Source organism: Sulfitobacter sp. TMED3 (genome assembly GCF_002167505.1).
Lineage (GTDB): Bacteria > Pseudomonadota > Alphaproteobacteria > Rhodobacterales > Rhodobacteraceae > Sulfitobacter > Sulfitobacter pontiacus.
On sequence record NZ_NHBI01000038.1, the window covers coordinates 108,267 to 123,399 of the forward strand.

14 protein-coding genes are annotated in these 15,133 nt (G+C 61.0%); 7 read left to right on the forward strand and 7 right to left on the reverse strand.

The features are described 5' to 3' along the window. Positions 1-1,141: 1,141 nt before the first annotated feature. Positions 1,142-1,291, reverse strand: a complete 150-nt coding sequence (locus tag CBB63_RS10535; protein ID WP_005853380.1) for a hypothetical protein — start codon at positions 1,289-1,291, stop codon at positions 1,142-1,144. 80 nt (positions 1,292-1,371) lie between these two features. On the opposite strand from CBB63_RS10535, the gene CBB63_RS10540 reads away from it, so the two are divergent. Continuing rightward, entirely contained in the window at positions 1,372-1,962 is a 591-nt protein-coding gene (locus CBB63_RS10540; protein WP_286699100.1) for a shikimate kinase, read from the forward strand. Further along, on the forward strand, positions 1,962-3,077 hold the full coding sequence (gene aroB / locus CBB63_RS10545) for a 3-dehydroquinate synthase (RefSeq protein ID WP_286699101.1): 1,116 nt from the start codon (positions 1,962-1,964) through the stop codon (positions 3,075-3,077). Before CBB63_RS10540 ends, aroB begins: the two co-directional genes overlap by 1 nt. 85 nt (positions 3,078-3,162) lie before the next feature. Here aroB and ssb read toward each other — a convergent pair whose 3' ends face one another. Continuing rightward, positions 3,163-3,687: a single-stranded DNA-binding protein gene (gene ssb, locus CBB63_RS10550; protein ID WP_286699102.1), complete on the reverse strand. Its 525-nt coding sequence runs from the start codon at positions 3,685-3,687 to the stop codon at positions 3,163-3,165. Positions 3,688-3,907: 220 nt separating this feature from the next. On the opposite strand from ssb, the gene CBB63_RS10555 reads away from it, so the two are divergent. Then, entirely contained in the window at positions 3,908-4,492 is a 585-nt protein-coding gene (locus CBB63_RS10555) for a lytic transglycosylase domain-containing protein (protein WP_286699103.1), read from the forward strand. Positions 4,493-5,248: 756 nt separating this feature from the next. On the opposite strand, the gene CBB63_RS10565 is transcribed toward CBB63_RS10555, so the two are convergent. The 5 genes from CBB63_RS10565 to miaA all read right to left on the reverse strand — a co-directional run bounded on the left by CBB63_RS10565 (position 5,249) and on the right by miaA (position 12,017). Next, positions 5,249-7,354 (reverse strand): dipeptide ABC transporter ATP-binding protein, encoded by a 2,106-nt coding sequence (locus CBB63_RS10565; protein ID WP_286699105.1) that lies wholly within the window; start codon positions 7,352-7,354, stop codon positions 5,249-5,251. 96 nt (positions 7,355-7,450) lie between these two features. Next, positions 7,451-8,875 (reverse strand): ABC transporter permease, encoded by a 1,425-nt coding sequence (locus CBB63_RS10570; RefSeq protein ID WP_286699106.1) that lies wholly within the window; start codon positions 8,873-8,875, stop codon positions 7,451-7,453. A gap of 13 nt (positions 8,876-8,888) precedes the next feature. Then, positions 8,889-9,974 carry an ABC transporter permease gene (locus CBB63_RS10575; protein ID WP_286699107.1) on the reverse strand — a complete coding sequence of 362 codons (1,086 nt, stop codon included), beginning with the start codon at positions 9,972-9,974 and terminating at the stop codon, positions 8,889-8,891. Between the two features lie 260 nt (positions 9,975-10,234). Beyond that, positions 10,235-11,023 (reverse strand): AraC family transcriptional regulator, encoded by a 789-nt coding sequence (locus tag CBB63_RS10580; RefSeq protein ID WP_286699108.1) that lies wholly within the window; start codon positions 11,021-11,023, stop codon positions 10,235-10,237. A 103-nt stretch (positions 11,024-11,126) separates the two neighbouring features. Next, entirely contained in the window at positions 11,127-12,017 is an 891-nt protein-coding gene (gene miaA, locus CBB63_RS10585; RefSeq protein WP_286699109.1) for a tRNA (adenosine(37)-N6)-dimethylallyltransferase MiaA, read from the reverse strand. Positions 12,018-12,116: 99 nt separating this feature from the next. On the opposite strand from miaA, the gene pyrH reads away from it, so the two are divergent. From pyrH to CBB63_RS10605, 4 genes are all read left to right on the forward strand, one after another. Then, positions 12,117-12,845 carry a UMP kinase gene (gene pyrH, locus CBB63_RS10590; protein ID WP_009826990.1) on the forward strand — a complete coding sequence of 243 codons (729 nt, stop codon included), beginning with the start codon at positions 12,117-12,119 and terminating at the stop codon, positions 12,843-12,845. Between the two features lie 99 nt (positions 12,846-12,944). Beyond that, positions 12,945-13,508, forward strand: a complete 564-nt coding sequence (gene frr / locus CBB63_RS10595) for a ribosome recycling factor (RefSeq protein ID WP_286699110.1) — start codon at positions 12,945-12,947, stop codon at positions 13,506-13,508. A 63-nt stretch (positions 13,509-13,571) separates the two neighbouring features. Continuing rightward, complete coding sequence (uppS, locus tag CBB63_RS10600; protein WP_286699111.1) at positions 13,572-14,315, forward strand: polyprenyl diphosphate synthase; 744 nt, start codon at positions 13,572-13,574, stop codon at positions 14,313-14,315. A gap of 23 nt (positions 14,316-14,338) precedes the next feature. Next, complete coding sequence (locus CBB63_RS10605) at positions 14,339-15,133, forward strand: phosphatidate cytidylyltransferase (protein WP_009826992.1); 795 nt, start codon at positions 14,339-14,341, stop codon at positions 15,131-15,133.

A 15,133-nucleotide genomic window follows, 5' to 3' on the forward strand; every position in this document is an offset into this window, starting at 1 on the left:
GCGAAGGTCACTTCGGTCTCGGCCTGCTGCATGGCGCGCCACGCGGGGCGCAGGGCTTTGGCGATTGCCTCTGTATTGCCGCTGGACATGGCCGTGTCGAACCGCTGGAGCGCTTCGACACGGTCCCACACCCCGCCAGAGGCGGCAGGCTCACGGTCGGTATAAATGCCCAGAAACCGGTTGTCGGGCAGGGCGCCGATACGGGTCAGACGCTCCGCCGCATCCAGCTGCGCTTTCCAGCCCGCGATATCGCGCAGATCGGCCACAGCATAGGCGGCGGGCAGGTTCCGCGTGGGCTGCGGCTCTCCGATCGCTTCGAGAAGCCGGAACTTGAGCGGCGTCATCTCGCGCGGGCCGGGTAGGGGCGCGGCCCCTTCGTAAAGGTCAGGGTTGAGGAACCGGTCAAGCAACGACAGATCGCTTTCGGGCAGCAGCGCCAGCGCTTGGGCAGACCCCAACGTCAGCGCCGCCGTGTCCCATTCCCCGGACCGCGCAGCGCAAAGGATGCGCACGCCGTAATCCGTTGTCAGGAAGGGCTTGTCCTTCAGCCGCAGGCAGGCACGATCTTCTGTGCCCAAAAGCAGGCTCACCTCCATCCAGAGGCCAAAGTGATCCGGCGAAGTCTCGACACCCGCCTGTTCGATCAGCGACATCGCAGGGTCAAGCGCCGCAGCATCCATCAAGGTGCGCACACGGGCGAGGGCAAGCGCATCGCCCTGTTTCGCATCCCCCTGCGGCGCGGTTGCCTGCGCCAGCAGCAGGGTAAACAGCAGCGAATGGGCCACGGGCAGGTGAAGCTCTGGCAGACGGTCAAGCTGATGGGCGATGTCTTCCGCGGTGCTGCCCGTCCATAGATCCTGCGGCAGCCCTGTCACCTTGGTTGGCACCAACCCGATGGCGCGCGGCCCGCCTTTGCCCAAGGGGGCCACGGTCACGGCAGGNGGCAGCGCGGTCCGCGCCACGGGGGCCTCGTCCGGCTTNACGGGGGCCTTGCGCGTCGGTTGCGGCGTCTTGGGACGNTCGCCGAGCCAGTCGATCACCGACAAAGGCGCGTTCCGGTCATTCTGCGCNGCGGTTTGCGCGGCGACACCAAGGGGGAGGGCAATCAGGCAAAAAACGCTTAGCTGCCTGACAAATCGGATCATTGCTGCTCCAACGTCACGGATTCGCGGATTTCGACTTGGGGTGGTGCAAAGTCCGCCCCGAAGAACGGCCCCACATAGGCATAGACCGCAAGGCCGATGAACCCGATAATTGCGAGGTAAATCAGAAACTTGATCAGCTTGCCCATGGAATCCGCCTGCTTTCTTCTGCATCTTTTGACTATTCTATATATGGCCTTTTGGGCAAGATCACGTCATTCACACAAGAATGAGCGAAATTCAGCAATCCCCAGCCGATACGGCCCAAAACACCCCTNGGTACCATCTTAAGAAGACGGTTGTCATGGTGGGTATGATGGGCGCAGGTAAAACCGCCGTGGGTCGCGCTTTGGCCGCGAAACTNGGCGTGCCCTTTGTGGACAGCGACCACGAGATAGAGGCCGCTGCCAATCTGACCGTGCCCGAAATNTTTGAGCGNGACGGCGAANCCTTCTTTCGCAAGCGCGAGACCGAAGTGATCTCGCGTCTGCTGGATAAAGAGCCCGGCATCCTGTCGACCGGCGGCGGNGCCTTTCTGGCGGAAGCCAACCGNGAGAATATCTCGGCCCGCGGNGTGTCGGTGTGGNTGGATGCGGATCTTGANCTGCTGTGGAACCGTGTNCGGTACAAGACCTCGCGCCCGTTGCTGCGCACCGCTGACCCGCGCGGCACCCTGACCGAGCTTTACGAAAAACGTGTGCCGATNTACCGGCTTGCGGATATGACGGTTGCCAGCACGCCGGCGCTGTCGATTGACGCGATGGCGCAGCGCGTGGTGGATGCGCTGGCGGATCGNCCAGATGTACTTGAGGTGCTGTGATGCGAGAAACGGTTCATGTCGGTCTTGAGGGCCGCGCCTATGATGTGGTGATCGGCCCCGATCTGTTGGCNNAAGCAGGCNCGTTNATTGCCCCGCTGTTGCGCCGCAAACGTGTTGTGGTGGTCAGTGATGAAACGGTTGCGGCGCACCATCTGGACNGTTTNCGCGCCGGACTGGACGCCGCTGACATCAGCGTCGAGGCGCTGGCATTGCCGCCGGGCGAGGCGACGAAATGCTGGGCAGAGCTGACCCGCACGGTCGATTGGCTGATGGATCAGAAGGTCGAACGCAACGATGTCGTGATTGCCTTTGGCGGCGGTGTCATCGGTGATCTGGTGGGCTTTGCCGCCGCGATCCTGCGCCGTGGNGTGCGNTTTGTGCAAATCCCGACCTCGCTTCTGGCGCAGGTCGACAGTTCGGTCGGGGGCAAGACGGGGATCAACGTATCGCAGGGCAAGAACCTTGTCGGCGCGTTTCATCAGCCGTCCCTTGTATTGGCCGATACGGCCGTGCTTGGCACATTGCAGNCGCGNGATTTCCTCGCCGGATATGGCGAAGTCGTCAAATACGGGCTGCTGGGGGATGCGGCCTTCTTTGACTGGCTCGAGGTGAACGCNCCCGCGATGGCCGCNGGCGATATGGCGCTGCGCGTAGAGGCGGTGCGCCGGTCTGTCCAGATGAAGGCCGATATTGTTCTGCGCGACGAAAANGANCACGGNGACCGCGCGCTGTTGAACCTTGGCCATACCTTCTGCCACGCGCTTGAGGCGGCGACGGGCTATTCCGACCGGTTGCTGCATGGCGAAGGTGTGGCGATCGGCTGTGCGATGGCGTTTGAATTGTCCGCCCGTTTGGGGCTTTGCGCGCAAGAGGACCCCAGCCGCGTCCGCGCGCATCTGCGGGCCATGGGGATGAAAACCGACCTGCGCGACATCGACGGAGATCTGCCGGACGCCGCCTATCTGCTTGATCTGATGGGGCAGGATAAAAAGGTCATCGACGGCAAGCTGCGCTTTATTCTGGCCCGTAGCATTGGCGATGCTTTTGTCACCGCCGATGTCCCCAAGGACGCGGTGCTGCAGCTGCTGGATGACGCGCTGGCCGAACGCCGCTAGGGCGCGACGCCCACCCGTCTTGAGTCACGACAAAGAAAAAGGCGGGNAATTCCCCGCCTTAANTATNTNTGGTATCNNATTGATATCAAAANGGAATTTCATCATCCAGATCGCGCGAGGAACCGCGACCACCGTCGTTGCCACCGCCCGAGGGGCCACTGTCATAGCCGCCGCCGTAGCCGCCCTGATCCGACGGGCCACTGTCGTAGCCGCCACCGCCGCCGCCGTAGTTGCCACCACCACCGGAACCACCACCGTCGCGGCCATCGAGCATGGTCAGCGTGCCGCCAAAGCCCTGCAGGACAACTTCTGTGCTGTATTTATCTTGACCGGACTGNTCTTGCCATTTGCGGGTTTGCAGCTGGCCTTCGATATATACTTTGGAACCCTTCTTCAGGTACTGCTCTGCAATGCGCACAAGCCCTTCCTGAAAGATCGCGACCGAATGCCATTCGGTCTTTTCGCGGCGCTCGCCGGTGTTGCGGTCTTTCCATGTCTCGGATGTCGCGATGCGCAGGTTGCACACTTTGCCGCCGTTCTGGAACGAACGCACTTCGGGATCGCGCCCCAGATTCCCGATTAGGATCACTTTATTCACTGAGCCGGCCATGATGCCCCCATTTGCTGCAAGTTTACGGGCCACGCGCGAATCCCGCACGCNCCTTGGATTGGCCGACGTTATACCCAGCAGGGTTTGCGATAAACAGGGGGGNGGCGGGATTATCGCCGTTGNGACCCACGCAGATGTGACAGGGGGCAATAAAGGGTGGCACCAACGGGTCAGTTTGATATGGTCTGCGGGAATTGAGACTGCGTGGGGCAGGGACAATATGCGAATTGTATTAACGGCGGCGCTGTGCTGCCTTTCTGTGGGCGCAGCACCGGTTGCCGCCGATGTGTTTTCATCCAAGANCCGGACCAAGCTTTTTGCGTCCCAGACNAAGATTCTGGACACACGGGCATCAAAACAATATGCGGCCTCTGTCCGGTTGCAGCCACAACGCGTGGTCACCCCGACAAAATGGGACACACCCAAATATCGCGGCAAGTACAAGGGCGTCTATCTTGGCATGGCGCGCGANGCCGCGATGCGCCACGGCATTCCGGCGGATCTCTTCTTGCGTCTCGTNCAGCAGGAAAGCGGCTGGAACCCTGCGGCGCGGTCGCANAAAGGCGCGCTTGGTCTGGCGCAGCTTATGCCGGAAACGGCGCGGATCCTGCGCGTGGANCCGACCGACCCCTACGAGAANCTTGATGGCGGTGCACGNTACCTCAAGCGNCAATATCAGGCNTTCGGGTCATGGAACCTCGCGCTTGCGGCCTATAACGCGGGGCCGGGGGCGGTGAAGAAATACGGTGGCATCCCGCCCTACGCCGAAACCAAGAACTATGTGAAGGTGATCGCGGGTCTGTGATGCACCCCGATAAGTGGCTNTNAATANNNTNTATTTCGCCGCNNTATGCTGATTTCCGCTTGCCGTTTTNCGCGGCGATGGAACCATATCGCCACGGCTGATGTTCCCTTTCCACAGCGTCAGCAGGTCGTCTTCTACGGTCTGCGCGCATCAGGAAGATAAGGAGCATTCGCATGTTCAACTCAGTTAAATCGATCGCCTTGGCCACAGGTGTAAGCTTGGCCGCATTGTCCTCTGCCGCATTTGCGGACGAAAAGGTCGCCTTCTCCGCGATTGACGTAAGCTCGTCGATCAACGCCGCGCAGGACGCTAACGCGATGGAATATTACCCCCAGATCACNGAGGATCTGAAAGCCGCCGTGGCCGCCCGCGTCTTGGGCAGCGATGACGCCAGCGATCCGACGATCAACATCGACATCCGCAAGATCTCGCTGGATGGGGATACGATGCTGAGCGANAGTCAGGAATTTAACGAGATCGAAGGTGTGGTGGACATCACATCGCCCAATGAATCGATCGGCGCNCGNAGCTTCCCTGTGAATGTCGCCGCCTATTCGGTCGATCAGGTCGTGCCCGAGGGCTATGTCGCCGTGGCCCCGACCGAGGGTGTATTCTACGANGTCATGATCAACGGTTTTGCCGATGAGGTGGCCGAACAGGTCGGCAATCTGAACACCGCAGGTAGCGGCGTCAGCAAATAAGCCACCCTGCCTCGATCAGGCAGAANCGGCCATCGCACATGCGGTGGCCGTTTTTTCATGCGTAGCNAANGGTTNAGCGCGCCGNAACGTCCATCTCGATCACCGGCTCCATCGCNGCAAGCTGCGCGTCATCCANATGACATTTCACCGTATGNCCCGCCGCCAGCGNNCGCAGNTCTGGNACCTGCGTCTCGCANAGATTTCCCGGCACCCGAGATTTCCATCGGCAGCGCGTCTGAAAGGGGCACCCGGGCGGCGGATTCATCGCCGAGGGGACATCGCCTTCCAGTACAATATGTTTTTTCTTCACCCGCGTGTCGGCGATAGGCACCGCCGAAAGCAGCGCTTCGGTATAGGGGTGATAGGGCGGAGAGAACACCTGATCCGTGGTGCCCAATTCGACCACATGCCCCAGATACATCACCATCACCCGGTCGCTAAGGTATCGCACGATGCTCAGGTCATGGCTGATGAACAAAAGGCAGGTCTGTTGGGCCTGCTGGATCTCCATCAACAGATCTGTCACCGCCGCCTGAACCGAGACATCAAGCGCCGAGACGGGTTCATCCGCCACCACAATCCGCGCGTCTCCGGCAAAGGCACGGGCAATCCCCACGCGCTGTTTCTGCCCGCCCGACAGTTGGCGCGGCATGCGGGTTGCGAATTCCCGCGGCAGTTTGACCAGATCCAGCAGCTCCAGCATACGCGCCTTACGGTCACGCGCGGAGGTGCCCACGCCAAACACTTCAAGCGCGCGGATGATCTGGCGGCCCACGGTCATTGACGGGTTCAATGTGTCGAAAGGGTTCTGAAATACCATCTGGATATCAGCGACGGTCTGTGTCCCCCGATCCTCGATCGCGGTGGTGCCGATATCACGGCCATCCAGCAGCAGATGACCGGCTGTGGCCGTCTCCAGCCCCATAAGTACCTTCGCAAAAGTGGACTTGCCGCAACCGGATTCCCCAACGATGGCAAGGGTTTCACCCGCACGCGCTTCAAAGCTCAGCTCTTCGTTTGCTTTAACTACTTTGGTACCGGTGCCGCCAAACATCGAATGCGCCGCCACCTGATAGTATTTCTTAAGCTTGTCCATTTTCAGAACGACGTCGCCAACCTCGCCCTTCGACTTGGTCGCCGCTTGCGCCATCGGCGCGGCCCAGTCGATTTCATCGTGGCGGATACAGCGGGTCGCGTGTCGCGTGTTTTCGGGCACGTCCAGCATCGGAATGGCACCCTGATCGCAGCGCCCCGCGACAAAGTAATCACAGCGCGGGCCAAAGTTGCAGCCCTCGGGGCGTTCATGGGGCAGGGGGAAATTGCCGGGGATAGCGACCAGCGGCCGCGCGGTCTTGTCGGCACCGGGCAGCGGAATCGACCGGAACAGAGCCTGTGTATAGGGGTGGCGCATGCCGTCGAATACATCCGCAATCGACCCGCGCTCGACCGCCTCGCCGGAGTACATGACACAGATGCGATCGCAGGTGTCCAGCACCAGCCCGAGGTTGTGGCTGATGAACAGCATAGAGGTGCCGTATTTGCGCCCCAGATCTTTGACCAGATCAATGATCGCTGCCTCGACCGTGACATCCAATGCTGTGGTCGGCTCGTCCAGGATCAGCAAGGACGGCTCTGACATCAGGGCCATAGCGATGACGATGCGCTGCTGTTGCCCGCCTGACAGCTGATGCGGATAGGCCTTGAGGATACGTTCGGGGTCCGGCAGCTTAACGTCGGTCACCAGTTGCAAGGCGCGGGCATGGGCCTCGCGTTTCGACATGCCGCCGTGGATCATCGGCACTTCCATCAACTGCTGCCCGATCCGCATGGCGGGGTTCAAAGAGGCCATAGGCTCTTGATAGATCATCGCGATCTCGCTGCCCCTGATCTGACGCAACTCAGCGGCGCTCATCTGGGACAGATCGCGCCCCTTGAACTTGATGGACCCGCCCACGACACGCCCGTTCACCCCAAGGTCCTGCATCACGCCCAAGGCGACAGTTGATTTACCACAACCGGATTCACCAACCAGCCCCACAGCCTCGCCCGGTTTGACCGAGACCGAAAAATCCATCACCGCCGGAATTTCGCGCAGCCGTGTGAAGAAAGAGATCGACAGCCCGTCGATCTCCAGAACTGGCCCGTCATATGCCTCGCCCATGTCCAACTCCCTTACCTTCAACCGCAACCATATACTTCATTTTGCCAAGTAAACTCCGGGGGTGCGGGGGCTGGCCCCCGCGGCGGTTCCCCCAAATCAATCCCGCAAACTCTCTTCGCGCAGCCCATCCGCGAGCAGATTCAACCCCAGCACAAGGCTGAGCAAGGCTAGCGCCGGCGCGATTGCCGCATGGGGGTAGAGCGCCAGCAGGCGGCGCCCTGCGTTGATCGTGGTGCCCCAATCGGGGCTTTCGGATTCCAGTCCCAGACCAAAGAACCCCAGCGTGCCAAGCAGGATCGTTGTATAGCCGATGCGCAGGCAGAAATCGACGATCAAGGGGCCGCGGGCATTGGGCAGGATCTCCCATAGCATGATGTACCACGGTCCTTCGCCGCGGGTCTGCGCGGCCGCCACATAGTCGCGTGTCTTGATGTCCAGTGCGAGCCCGCGCACGATGCGGAATACTGTGGGCGCATTGACGAAAACCACCGCGACAAAGACCACCAGCAACCCCGGCCCGATGTCGAGGAAATCCAGAAACGCAGGCAGGCCCGGGATCTCGTAGGTCTGGGTGCGCACCAAGGCCCCATCGTCCGAGATCATCGCGAGGTAAAGCCAGCCCACCAGCCCCAGTACCACGGCCAGCACCGGCGTGCGGGTGCCTGGCTGCGTGCGCAGACGTGTGTTGAGCAGCACCCCAAGGAACACCAGCGGAAAGATGAACAGCACAATTGCCATGTAATTCGGCAGTCCGGTCAGCACGATTTCGGGGGTGACCAGAAGATAAAAGATCAAGATCACCGGAAAGGCGAGGATCAGATTGGCAATAAAGCTCAGGAATACGTCCAGTTTACCGCCATAATAGCCCGCAGGCAGCCCCAGCGTGATCCCCACCATAAAGGCAAAGACCGTCGCCATCGGCGCGATCTGGATCACCACCCAAGCCCCCTTGATCAGGCGGCTGAACACATCGCGGGCAAGGTTATCGCCGCCCAGCAGGAACCACGGGTAGTCGCCGTCCTCAGCGCGGGCCAGCGGTGTGCCGGGAAGCTTGTTCTTCATGCCCGAGGTCTGGCTGAGGCTATCATGGGTCACGATCATGTCGAACACCCCGCCGAACAGCCCCGTATAGACCCAGAACATCACCAACCCAAAGCCGATCATGCCAACGGTGCTGTCAAACAGTTTGCCATAAAGCCCCAGCCGGCGTTTGAAGGTGATCGACAGGGCAAAGGTCACGATCAGCGCAATCCAGACCGGCAGCAGACGTTGCGACATGCCGCCAAAGATGCCGGCCTCGGCGCCCAAGAAAATGCCCCCGACGACATAGACCATCAGCAGCGCGGTCGCCGCCGCGATCCCCGCCGAGGTAAGCTGCCCCAAGCGGCGCGCTCCCGCAGGGGAAGTGGGCAGCAGGGGCCAGACCATCTGCATCGCGATGCCAAGCAGCACGACCAACACCGCGCCCCCCAGCAATGGGTTCACCCAGTCCAGCGCACCTGTCCATGTCAATGGGTCCATCTACATTGTCTCCTCAGGTGATCCGGATGCGCGGGTTCAACAGGACATAGCCGATGTCCGAGATCAGCTGCGTTGTCAGCACCACGATTACCGACACGACCGACACGGCCAGCAACAGCTCGATGTCATTATTCGACGCGGCGCGGACCAACAGCCAGCCGAAGCCCTTGTAGTTAAAGAGGGTCTCGACGATGACGACCCCGTTCAGAAGCCACGGGATTTGCAGCATGATCACCGTGAACGGCGCGATCAGTGCGTTGCGCAGGGCGTGTTTCAGGACGATGTTGCCAAAGCTCACCCCCTTCAGCCGCGCCGTGCGGATGTATTGCGCGGTCATCACCTCGGTCATCGAGGCACGGGTCATGCGCGCGATATAGCCCATCCCGTAAAGCGAGATGGTCAGCACCGGCAGAAAGAAATTCCAGAAGGTCGCGTCTTTCATCGCACTGGCGGCGGAGCCCAGAAACAGCGTTTTGCTGTCGATCCAGCCCCAGTCGGCCAGCAGGGGCGACAGCCCAAATCGCGAGGAGGCGAGCAAGGCGATGAACACGACACCAGAGACATATTCAGGCGTCGCGGTTGTCAGGATTGAAAAGGTCGACAGGGTCCGGTCCGTCCGCGACCCTTCGCGCATCCCTGCCAGCACGCCCACAATCAGCGCCATCGGCACCATCAGCAGGATCACGCAGCCCATCAACTTGCCCGTCAGCGCCAATCGCGTCAGGACAGTGGGGCCGACATCCTCTTGGAAAACAGTCGAAAATCCCCAATCCCCTTGCAAGATACCGCAAAAGCGGCGGCGGTCGNCCTCGGGCGTGTCCTTGGTAAAGCAGCGCCCGAAACTGGTGCCGTCNTCCTCTTGCGTCACCCATCCGGGCATGACGCCCAGCCATTGGCCGAATTTGACCGGCAGCGGGTCAAGATAGCCGCGATCCCCCAGATAGCTTGCGACCGCTTCGTCCGACATGCGGAAGTTGCCTTGGGTCTTGGCGAGCTTTTCGAGGTTCGGATAGAGGTTGGTCAGCCAGAACACGATAAAGGTCAGGCATAGCGCTGTTACCACCATCACGCCCAAACGGCGCAATATGAAAATACCCATGTGATGACCCTGTTGCGCGGCGGTACGGCGACACCTTGAAGGCGCGCGGCTGCGTTTGAATTTGTCGCAGCGCGGTCCGGCTTTTGCCGATACGTTGCGCNCTGCGCGGCTCCCTTATTGTCCGCTTTCCNCCATGACATGGGCGGTGCGGATGTGTTTTTCTTGAATGCCAGTCAGCCACAGGTCGCGGTGGCAGGTCAACTCGGTACTTTGGAAAAGGCGCTAACCCGAGCGTCCTTGTGGCCACNGGNCCTGACGCGTCAGGCCGCCGTTGCCCGCAGGCGCGAGGGTGTGAGGCCCGTGTGTTGCTGCATGAACCGNGTGAAATAGGCGGCNGAGCCAAAGCCAAGGTGGCGCGCGATATCCTGTGCNGAATGCTCTGTCGTGCCAAGCAGGTGCCGTGCCTCATGCACCACCCGTTCGGTCAGGATATCCGCCGCAGTCTTGCCGGTGGCGGATTTTACGGCCCGTGACAGATGCGTCGGCGTGACCTCCAGGCTTTCGGCGTATTGCGCCATCGGCGCGCCGCTGCTGTAGTGTTCACAGACCATCTGACAGAACCGCGCGCTGAGCCGTGCAGCGGCGTTGCGCCGGTTGGGCACATGTTCGTCCTGCATGATCTGGCGCCGCAGCCAGACCGACATCAGCGCCGCGTGCCCCTCTAACGCGTCNTGATACAGCGGGCGCTTGGCCTGTTGTTCGCGCTGCGCGGCTTCGATCAGGCCGGTCAGTTCGGTCTGGGCCTGCACATCCCGAATACGCAGGTGGCGCGGCATTTGGGGCAGGCGCAGNTCGGTGCCGTCGGGGATCACCACCGCTTGCCCGATGCCCTGCCGCCCCATATCAAGGGCAAAGAGCGCACGGGCNGGGATNAACACNGCGTTATGCGCCCCCAAGCCGCGCCGCTGGCCGTCAAGCTGCAGCAACCCCTGACCGCGGGTGATCCAGATCAGCATATGCACAGGCCGGTCATGACAAAGCTGCACGCGCCAGTCCTGCCCTTGCGACAGTTGCGCCAGCGTCAGCAATTCGATCGTGTTCTCTGTCATTGCATGACCCTATCAGCAAAAGACAAGTGAACACTATCGTTATACAGAGATANGGAAAGATAAAGGCAGTAAAAGATAATTTCGCCGTTTTGGCAGCCGCGTGCTAGCCCGGCACATATTGCAGCCAATCGGCGGTGTTCTTGCGCATCCACGTGCGCTGCCGTTTGGCATATTGCCGTGTCGCGATGATGGCATCCTGTCGNGCCACGTCAAGCGGTGTTGCGCCGTCAAGGTAGCGCATCAGCTCGGGNACGCCGATGGCACGGTGCGCGGGCAGGGCGGGGTCNTANTCGGGGCGCACGGCGGCGACTTCGTCCAGCGCGCCTTGGTCCAGCATCTGGTCAAAGCGACGNATGATCCTGTCGTTCAGCCAGTCCTTNGACGCGGCAACGGCNACAGGCTGACAGCGNTCCATCGGCAGGATGGGGGGCGGNGTATCATCTTGCCACGCGGCCAGCCCGCGCCCTGTGGCTTGCTGTACCTCCCACGCACGCTGGACGCGCATGGGGTTATAAAGATCAATGCGGCGCGCCGTCTCTGCGTCAAGCGCGTCGATCATCGCCGCGCGGGTCATGGTGTTGCCCGCGNCGCGNACCGCATCGGGGNTCGGNGGAATGTCCACCAGCCCCTTGGTCAGCGCCGCGAAATAAAGNCCNGTGCCACCGACAATGATCGGGCGTGCGGGCTGGCGCAGCACCTCGGTCACCTCGCGCAGCCAGTGGCCGACCGAATAGGGGTCGTGTGCCGCGACATGGCCATACANCAGATGCGGTGCCAAGGCCTCTTCCTCGGCNGGGGGGCGGGCCGANATCACGCGCCAGCAGCCGTAGACCTGACTGGCATCCGCGTTCACAATCACCCCGCCCTGNGCCTGCGCAATCGCCAGCGCCAGCGCCGATTTACCCGACGCCGTGGGCCCCGCAATCAGGACAGGCGCGGCAGGGTCGATAGAGGAAACCACGTCAGAGACGCGGGACAGCGGGGCATCTGGCATTTCTTTGCGTGAACCTCTGACGGAGCATTGAATGTTTGCGCTATTTGCGACATTTTACGGCGCAATGAAAACCCCTCCCACACCCTGAAAGGTGCNCCCATGCCCGAGAGCCAGTCAAAAGTAACATTCAACCGGGTCATGCTNAAGATTTCAGGCGAAGCATTGATGGGCGATCAGGGNTTCGGGCTGAACCCGCCAACCGTGCAACGCATCGCGAACGAGGTCAAATCGGTTCACGATCTTGGCGTCGAAATCTGCATGGTCATCGGGGGCGGCAATATCTTCCGTGGGCTGCAAGGGTCGGCTCAGGGGATGGAACGCACCACCGCCGATTATATGGGGATGCTGGCCACCGTGATGAACGCGCTGGCGATGCAATCCGCGCTAGAGGAACTGGGCATCCACACGCGGGTAATTTCCGCGATCACAATGAACGAGGTCGCCGAACCCTACATCCGCCGCCGCGCCGTGCGCCACCTTGAGAAAAAGCGCGTGTGCATCTTTGCCGCGGGNACCGGCAACCCNTATTTCACCACNGATACCGCCGCGACGCTGCGCGCCAATGAAATGGCCTGCGAAGCGATCTTCAAGGGCACCAAGGTCGATGGTGTCTATGACAAAGACCCCGCCAAATTCGACGATGCGGTCCGCTATGATGCCGTCAGCTATGACGATGTGCTGCAAAAGCGCTTGGGGGTCATGGATGCCTCTGCCATCGCCTTGGCGCGCGACAACAACCTGCCGATCATCGTCTTCTCTCTGGACGAACCGGGCGGCTTCAAGGGGATTCTCGCGGGCGAGGGCACATACACACGGGTTCAGGGCTAGGCCCCAACCTACGATAGATGCGGGGCTCCCTATACAAGGGGGGCTTGATCGCGTTATATCGGTTCAAATCTAGATAGTTACAAAACCACCGGGGACATCATGTCAGACGATTTTATGCTGGACACAGACGATCTTGAGCGGCGCATGAATGGCGCGATCACATCGTTGCGCACCGAATTTGCCTCTTTGCGCACAGGCCGNGCNTCCGCCTCTATGCTGGAGCCTGTGATGGTCGACGCCTATGGCAGCAGCACGCCGATCAACCAGGTGGGCACCGTCAACGTGCCCGAGCCNCGNATGGTNACCATCAACGTCTGGGACAAGGCGCTGGTCGGCAAGGTCGANAANGCGATCCGTGAATCCGGTCTGGGCATCAACCCGCAGCTGAACGGNACGATCATCATGNTGCCGATCCCCGAGCTGAACGAGGAACGCCGCACCCAGCTGACCAAGGTCGCGGGGCAATATGCCGAAAGCGCCCGTGTNTCNATCCGCAACNTNCGCCGCGACGGNATGGACCAGATCAAGAAAGCCAAGGCCGACGGCATGTCGGAAGACGATCAGAAAGTCTGGGAGGGTGAGGTTCAGGACATGACCAACAAGTTCATCGCCCAGATCGACGAGCAGCTTGAAAGCAAACAAGCCGAGATCATGCAGGTTTAAGTACCTTATTCGATGCGCGCGANCCCAAGGTCCGCGCATCGGCCTGCAGTTCGATAAGGATAGATGATGCCTGCTGCGACCGACCAGACCTTCCAGCTTGTCCCAGGGGCACCGCGCCATGTTGCGATCATCATGGACGGAAACGGCCGTTGGGCNACCCAGCGNGGGCGTCCGCGTCTGTTCGGGCATCATGCCGGTGCCAANCGTGTGCGNGAAATCGTCGAGGCATGCCCCGATTTCGGCGTCGAATATCTGACAATCTTTGCCTTCTCGACCGAGAACTGGAAACGTACTCAGGTCGAGGTGGCGGGNCTCATGAGCCTGTTCCGCCGCTATATCACCAAAGAGACCAAAGCGCTGAAAGCCAAGGGCGTGCGCGTCCGNTTTATCGGTGACCGTGTCCGGCTGGATGCGAAACTGGTCAAGTTGATGAATCTGCTAGAGGCAGAGACGGCGGAAAACACCCGTACCCATCTGACGATTGCGTTGAACTACGGCGGTCGCGACGAGGTCGCGCGCGCGACGCAGCGGCTGGCGCAGGACGTCGCAGCGGGTCTGCTCAGCCCTGAGGACGTAGACGAAGAAACCCTGCCGCGCTATCTGGATACCCATGTTTTGCCGGACCCCGATCTGGTGATCCGCACCAGTGGCGAGGCGCGGATATCGAACTTTCTGCTGTGGCAATCAGCCTATGCCGAATATGAATTCATTGATACGCTCTGGCCCGACTTCACCAAAGCCGAGTTTGGCAATCTTTGTGCGGCCTTTGGCAATCGCGACCGGCGCTTTGGTGCCGTGTCCTCCTGATCGTACGACGAAAGGAAAGCACTATGACACCTTCTTCGGAACGCTGGTCCGACCTCACGGCGCGCGTCGGTTCGGCGCTGGCGATGATTGTGGTCGGTCTGGGCGGCATCTATCTGGGCGGGCCCGTGTTCCACGTTCTCGTCGCAATCATTTGCGGCGTCATGGCGTGGGAACTGGTGGGGATGTTGAACCCGTCAAACCGCAGCGCGCGGATGCAGATGGGCTTGCTGGTGGGCGCGGCGACGCTCGCCGCGATCTACCTGCCCGTGGGCTTTGCCCTGCCGGTGCTGCTGGCCCCTGCGTTGGTGGGCTTTGGCCAGTTGGAAAAGCACCGCACCATATTCATGTGTTTCACCGTGATGATCATGCTGGCCGGTTTCGGGCTGACGCAGGTTCGCGATGATTTCGGCTTTGGCTGGCTGATGTGGTTGGTGCTGGTTGTGGTGATCACCGATGTCGTTGGCTATTTCGCCGGACGTGCCATCGGGGGGCCAAAATTCTGGCCCAAGGTCAGCCCCAAGAAAACATGGTCCGGCACGGCGGCGGGCTGGATCGGGGCGGCGGCTGTCGGTTTCCTGTTCTCGATCAACACCGGTGTGGGCTTGCAGCTGGTCGGTGTCTCTGTCGCCATGTCGATGGCGTCGCAGATGGGAGATATGGCAGAATCCGGGATGAAGCGTCGCTTGGGGGTCAAGGACAGCTCTAACCTGATCCCCGGTCATGGCGGCTTGCTGGATCGGTTCGACGGTATGCTGGGGGCGGCGCTGTTCCTGCTGATCATTGGTCGTTTCCTGACCATCACCCCCGCGCTAAGCTGA

Excerpts from the sequence above, each read along its gene's own strand:
- CBB63_RS10535 (WP_005853380.1), bottom strand. The coding sequence starts at position 1,291 with ATGGGCAAGCTGATCAAGTTTCTGATTTACCTCGCAATTATCGGGTTC.
- CBB63_RS10570 (WP_286699106.1), bottom strand. The coding sequence starts at position 8,875 with ATGGACCCATTGACATGGACAGGTGCGCTGGACTGGGTGAACCCATTG.
- CBB63_RS10605 (WP_009826992.1), top strand. The coding sequence starts at position 14,339 with ATGACACCTTCTTCGGAACGCTGGTCCGACCTCACGGCGCGCGTCGGT.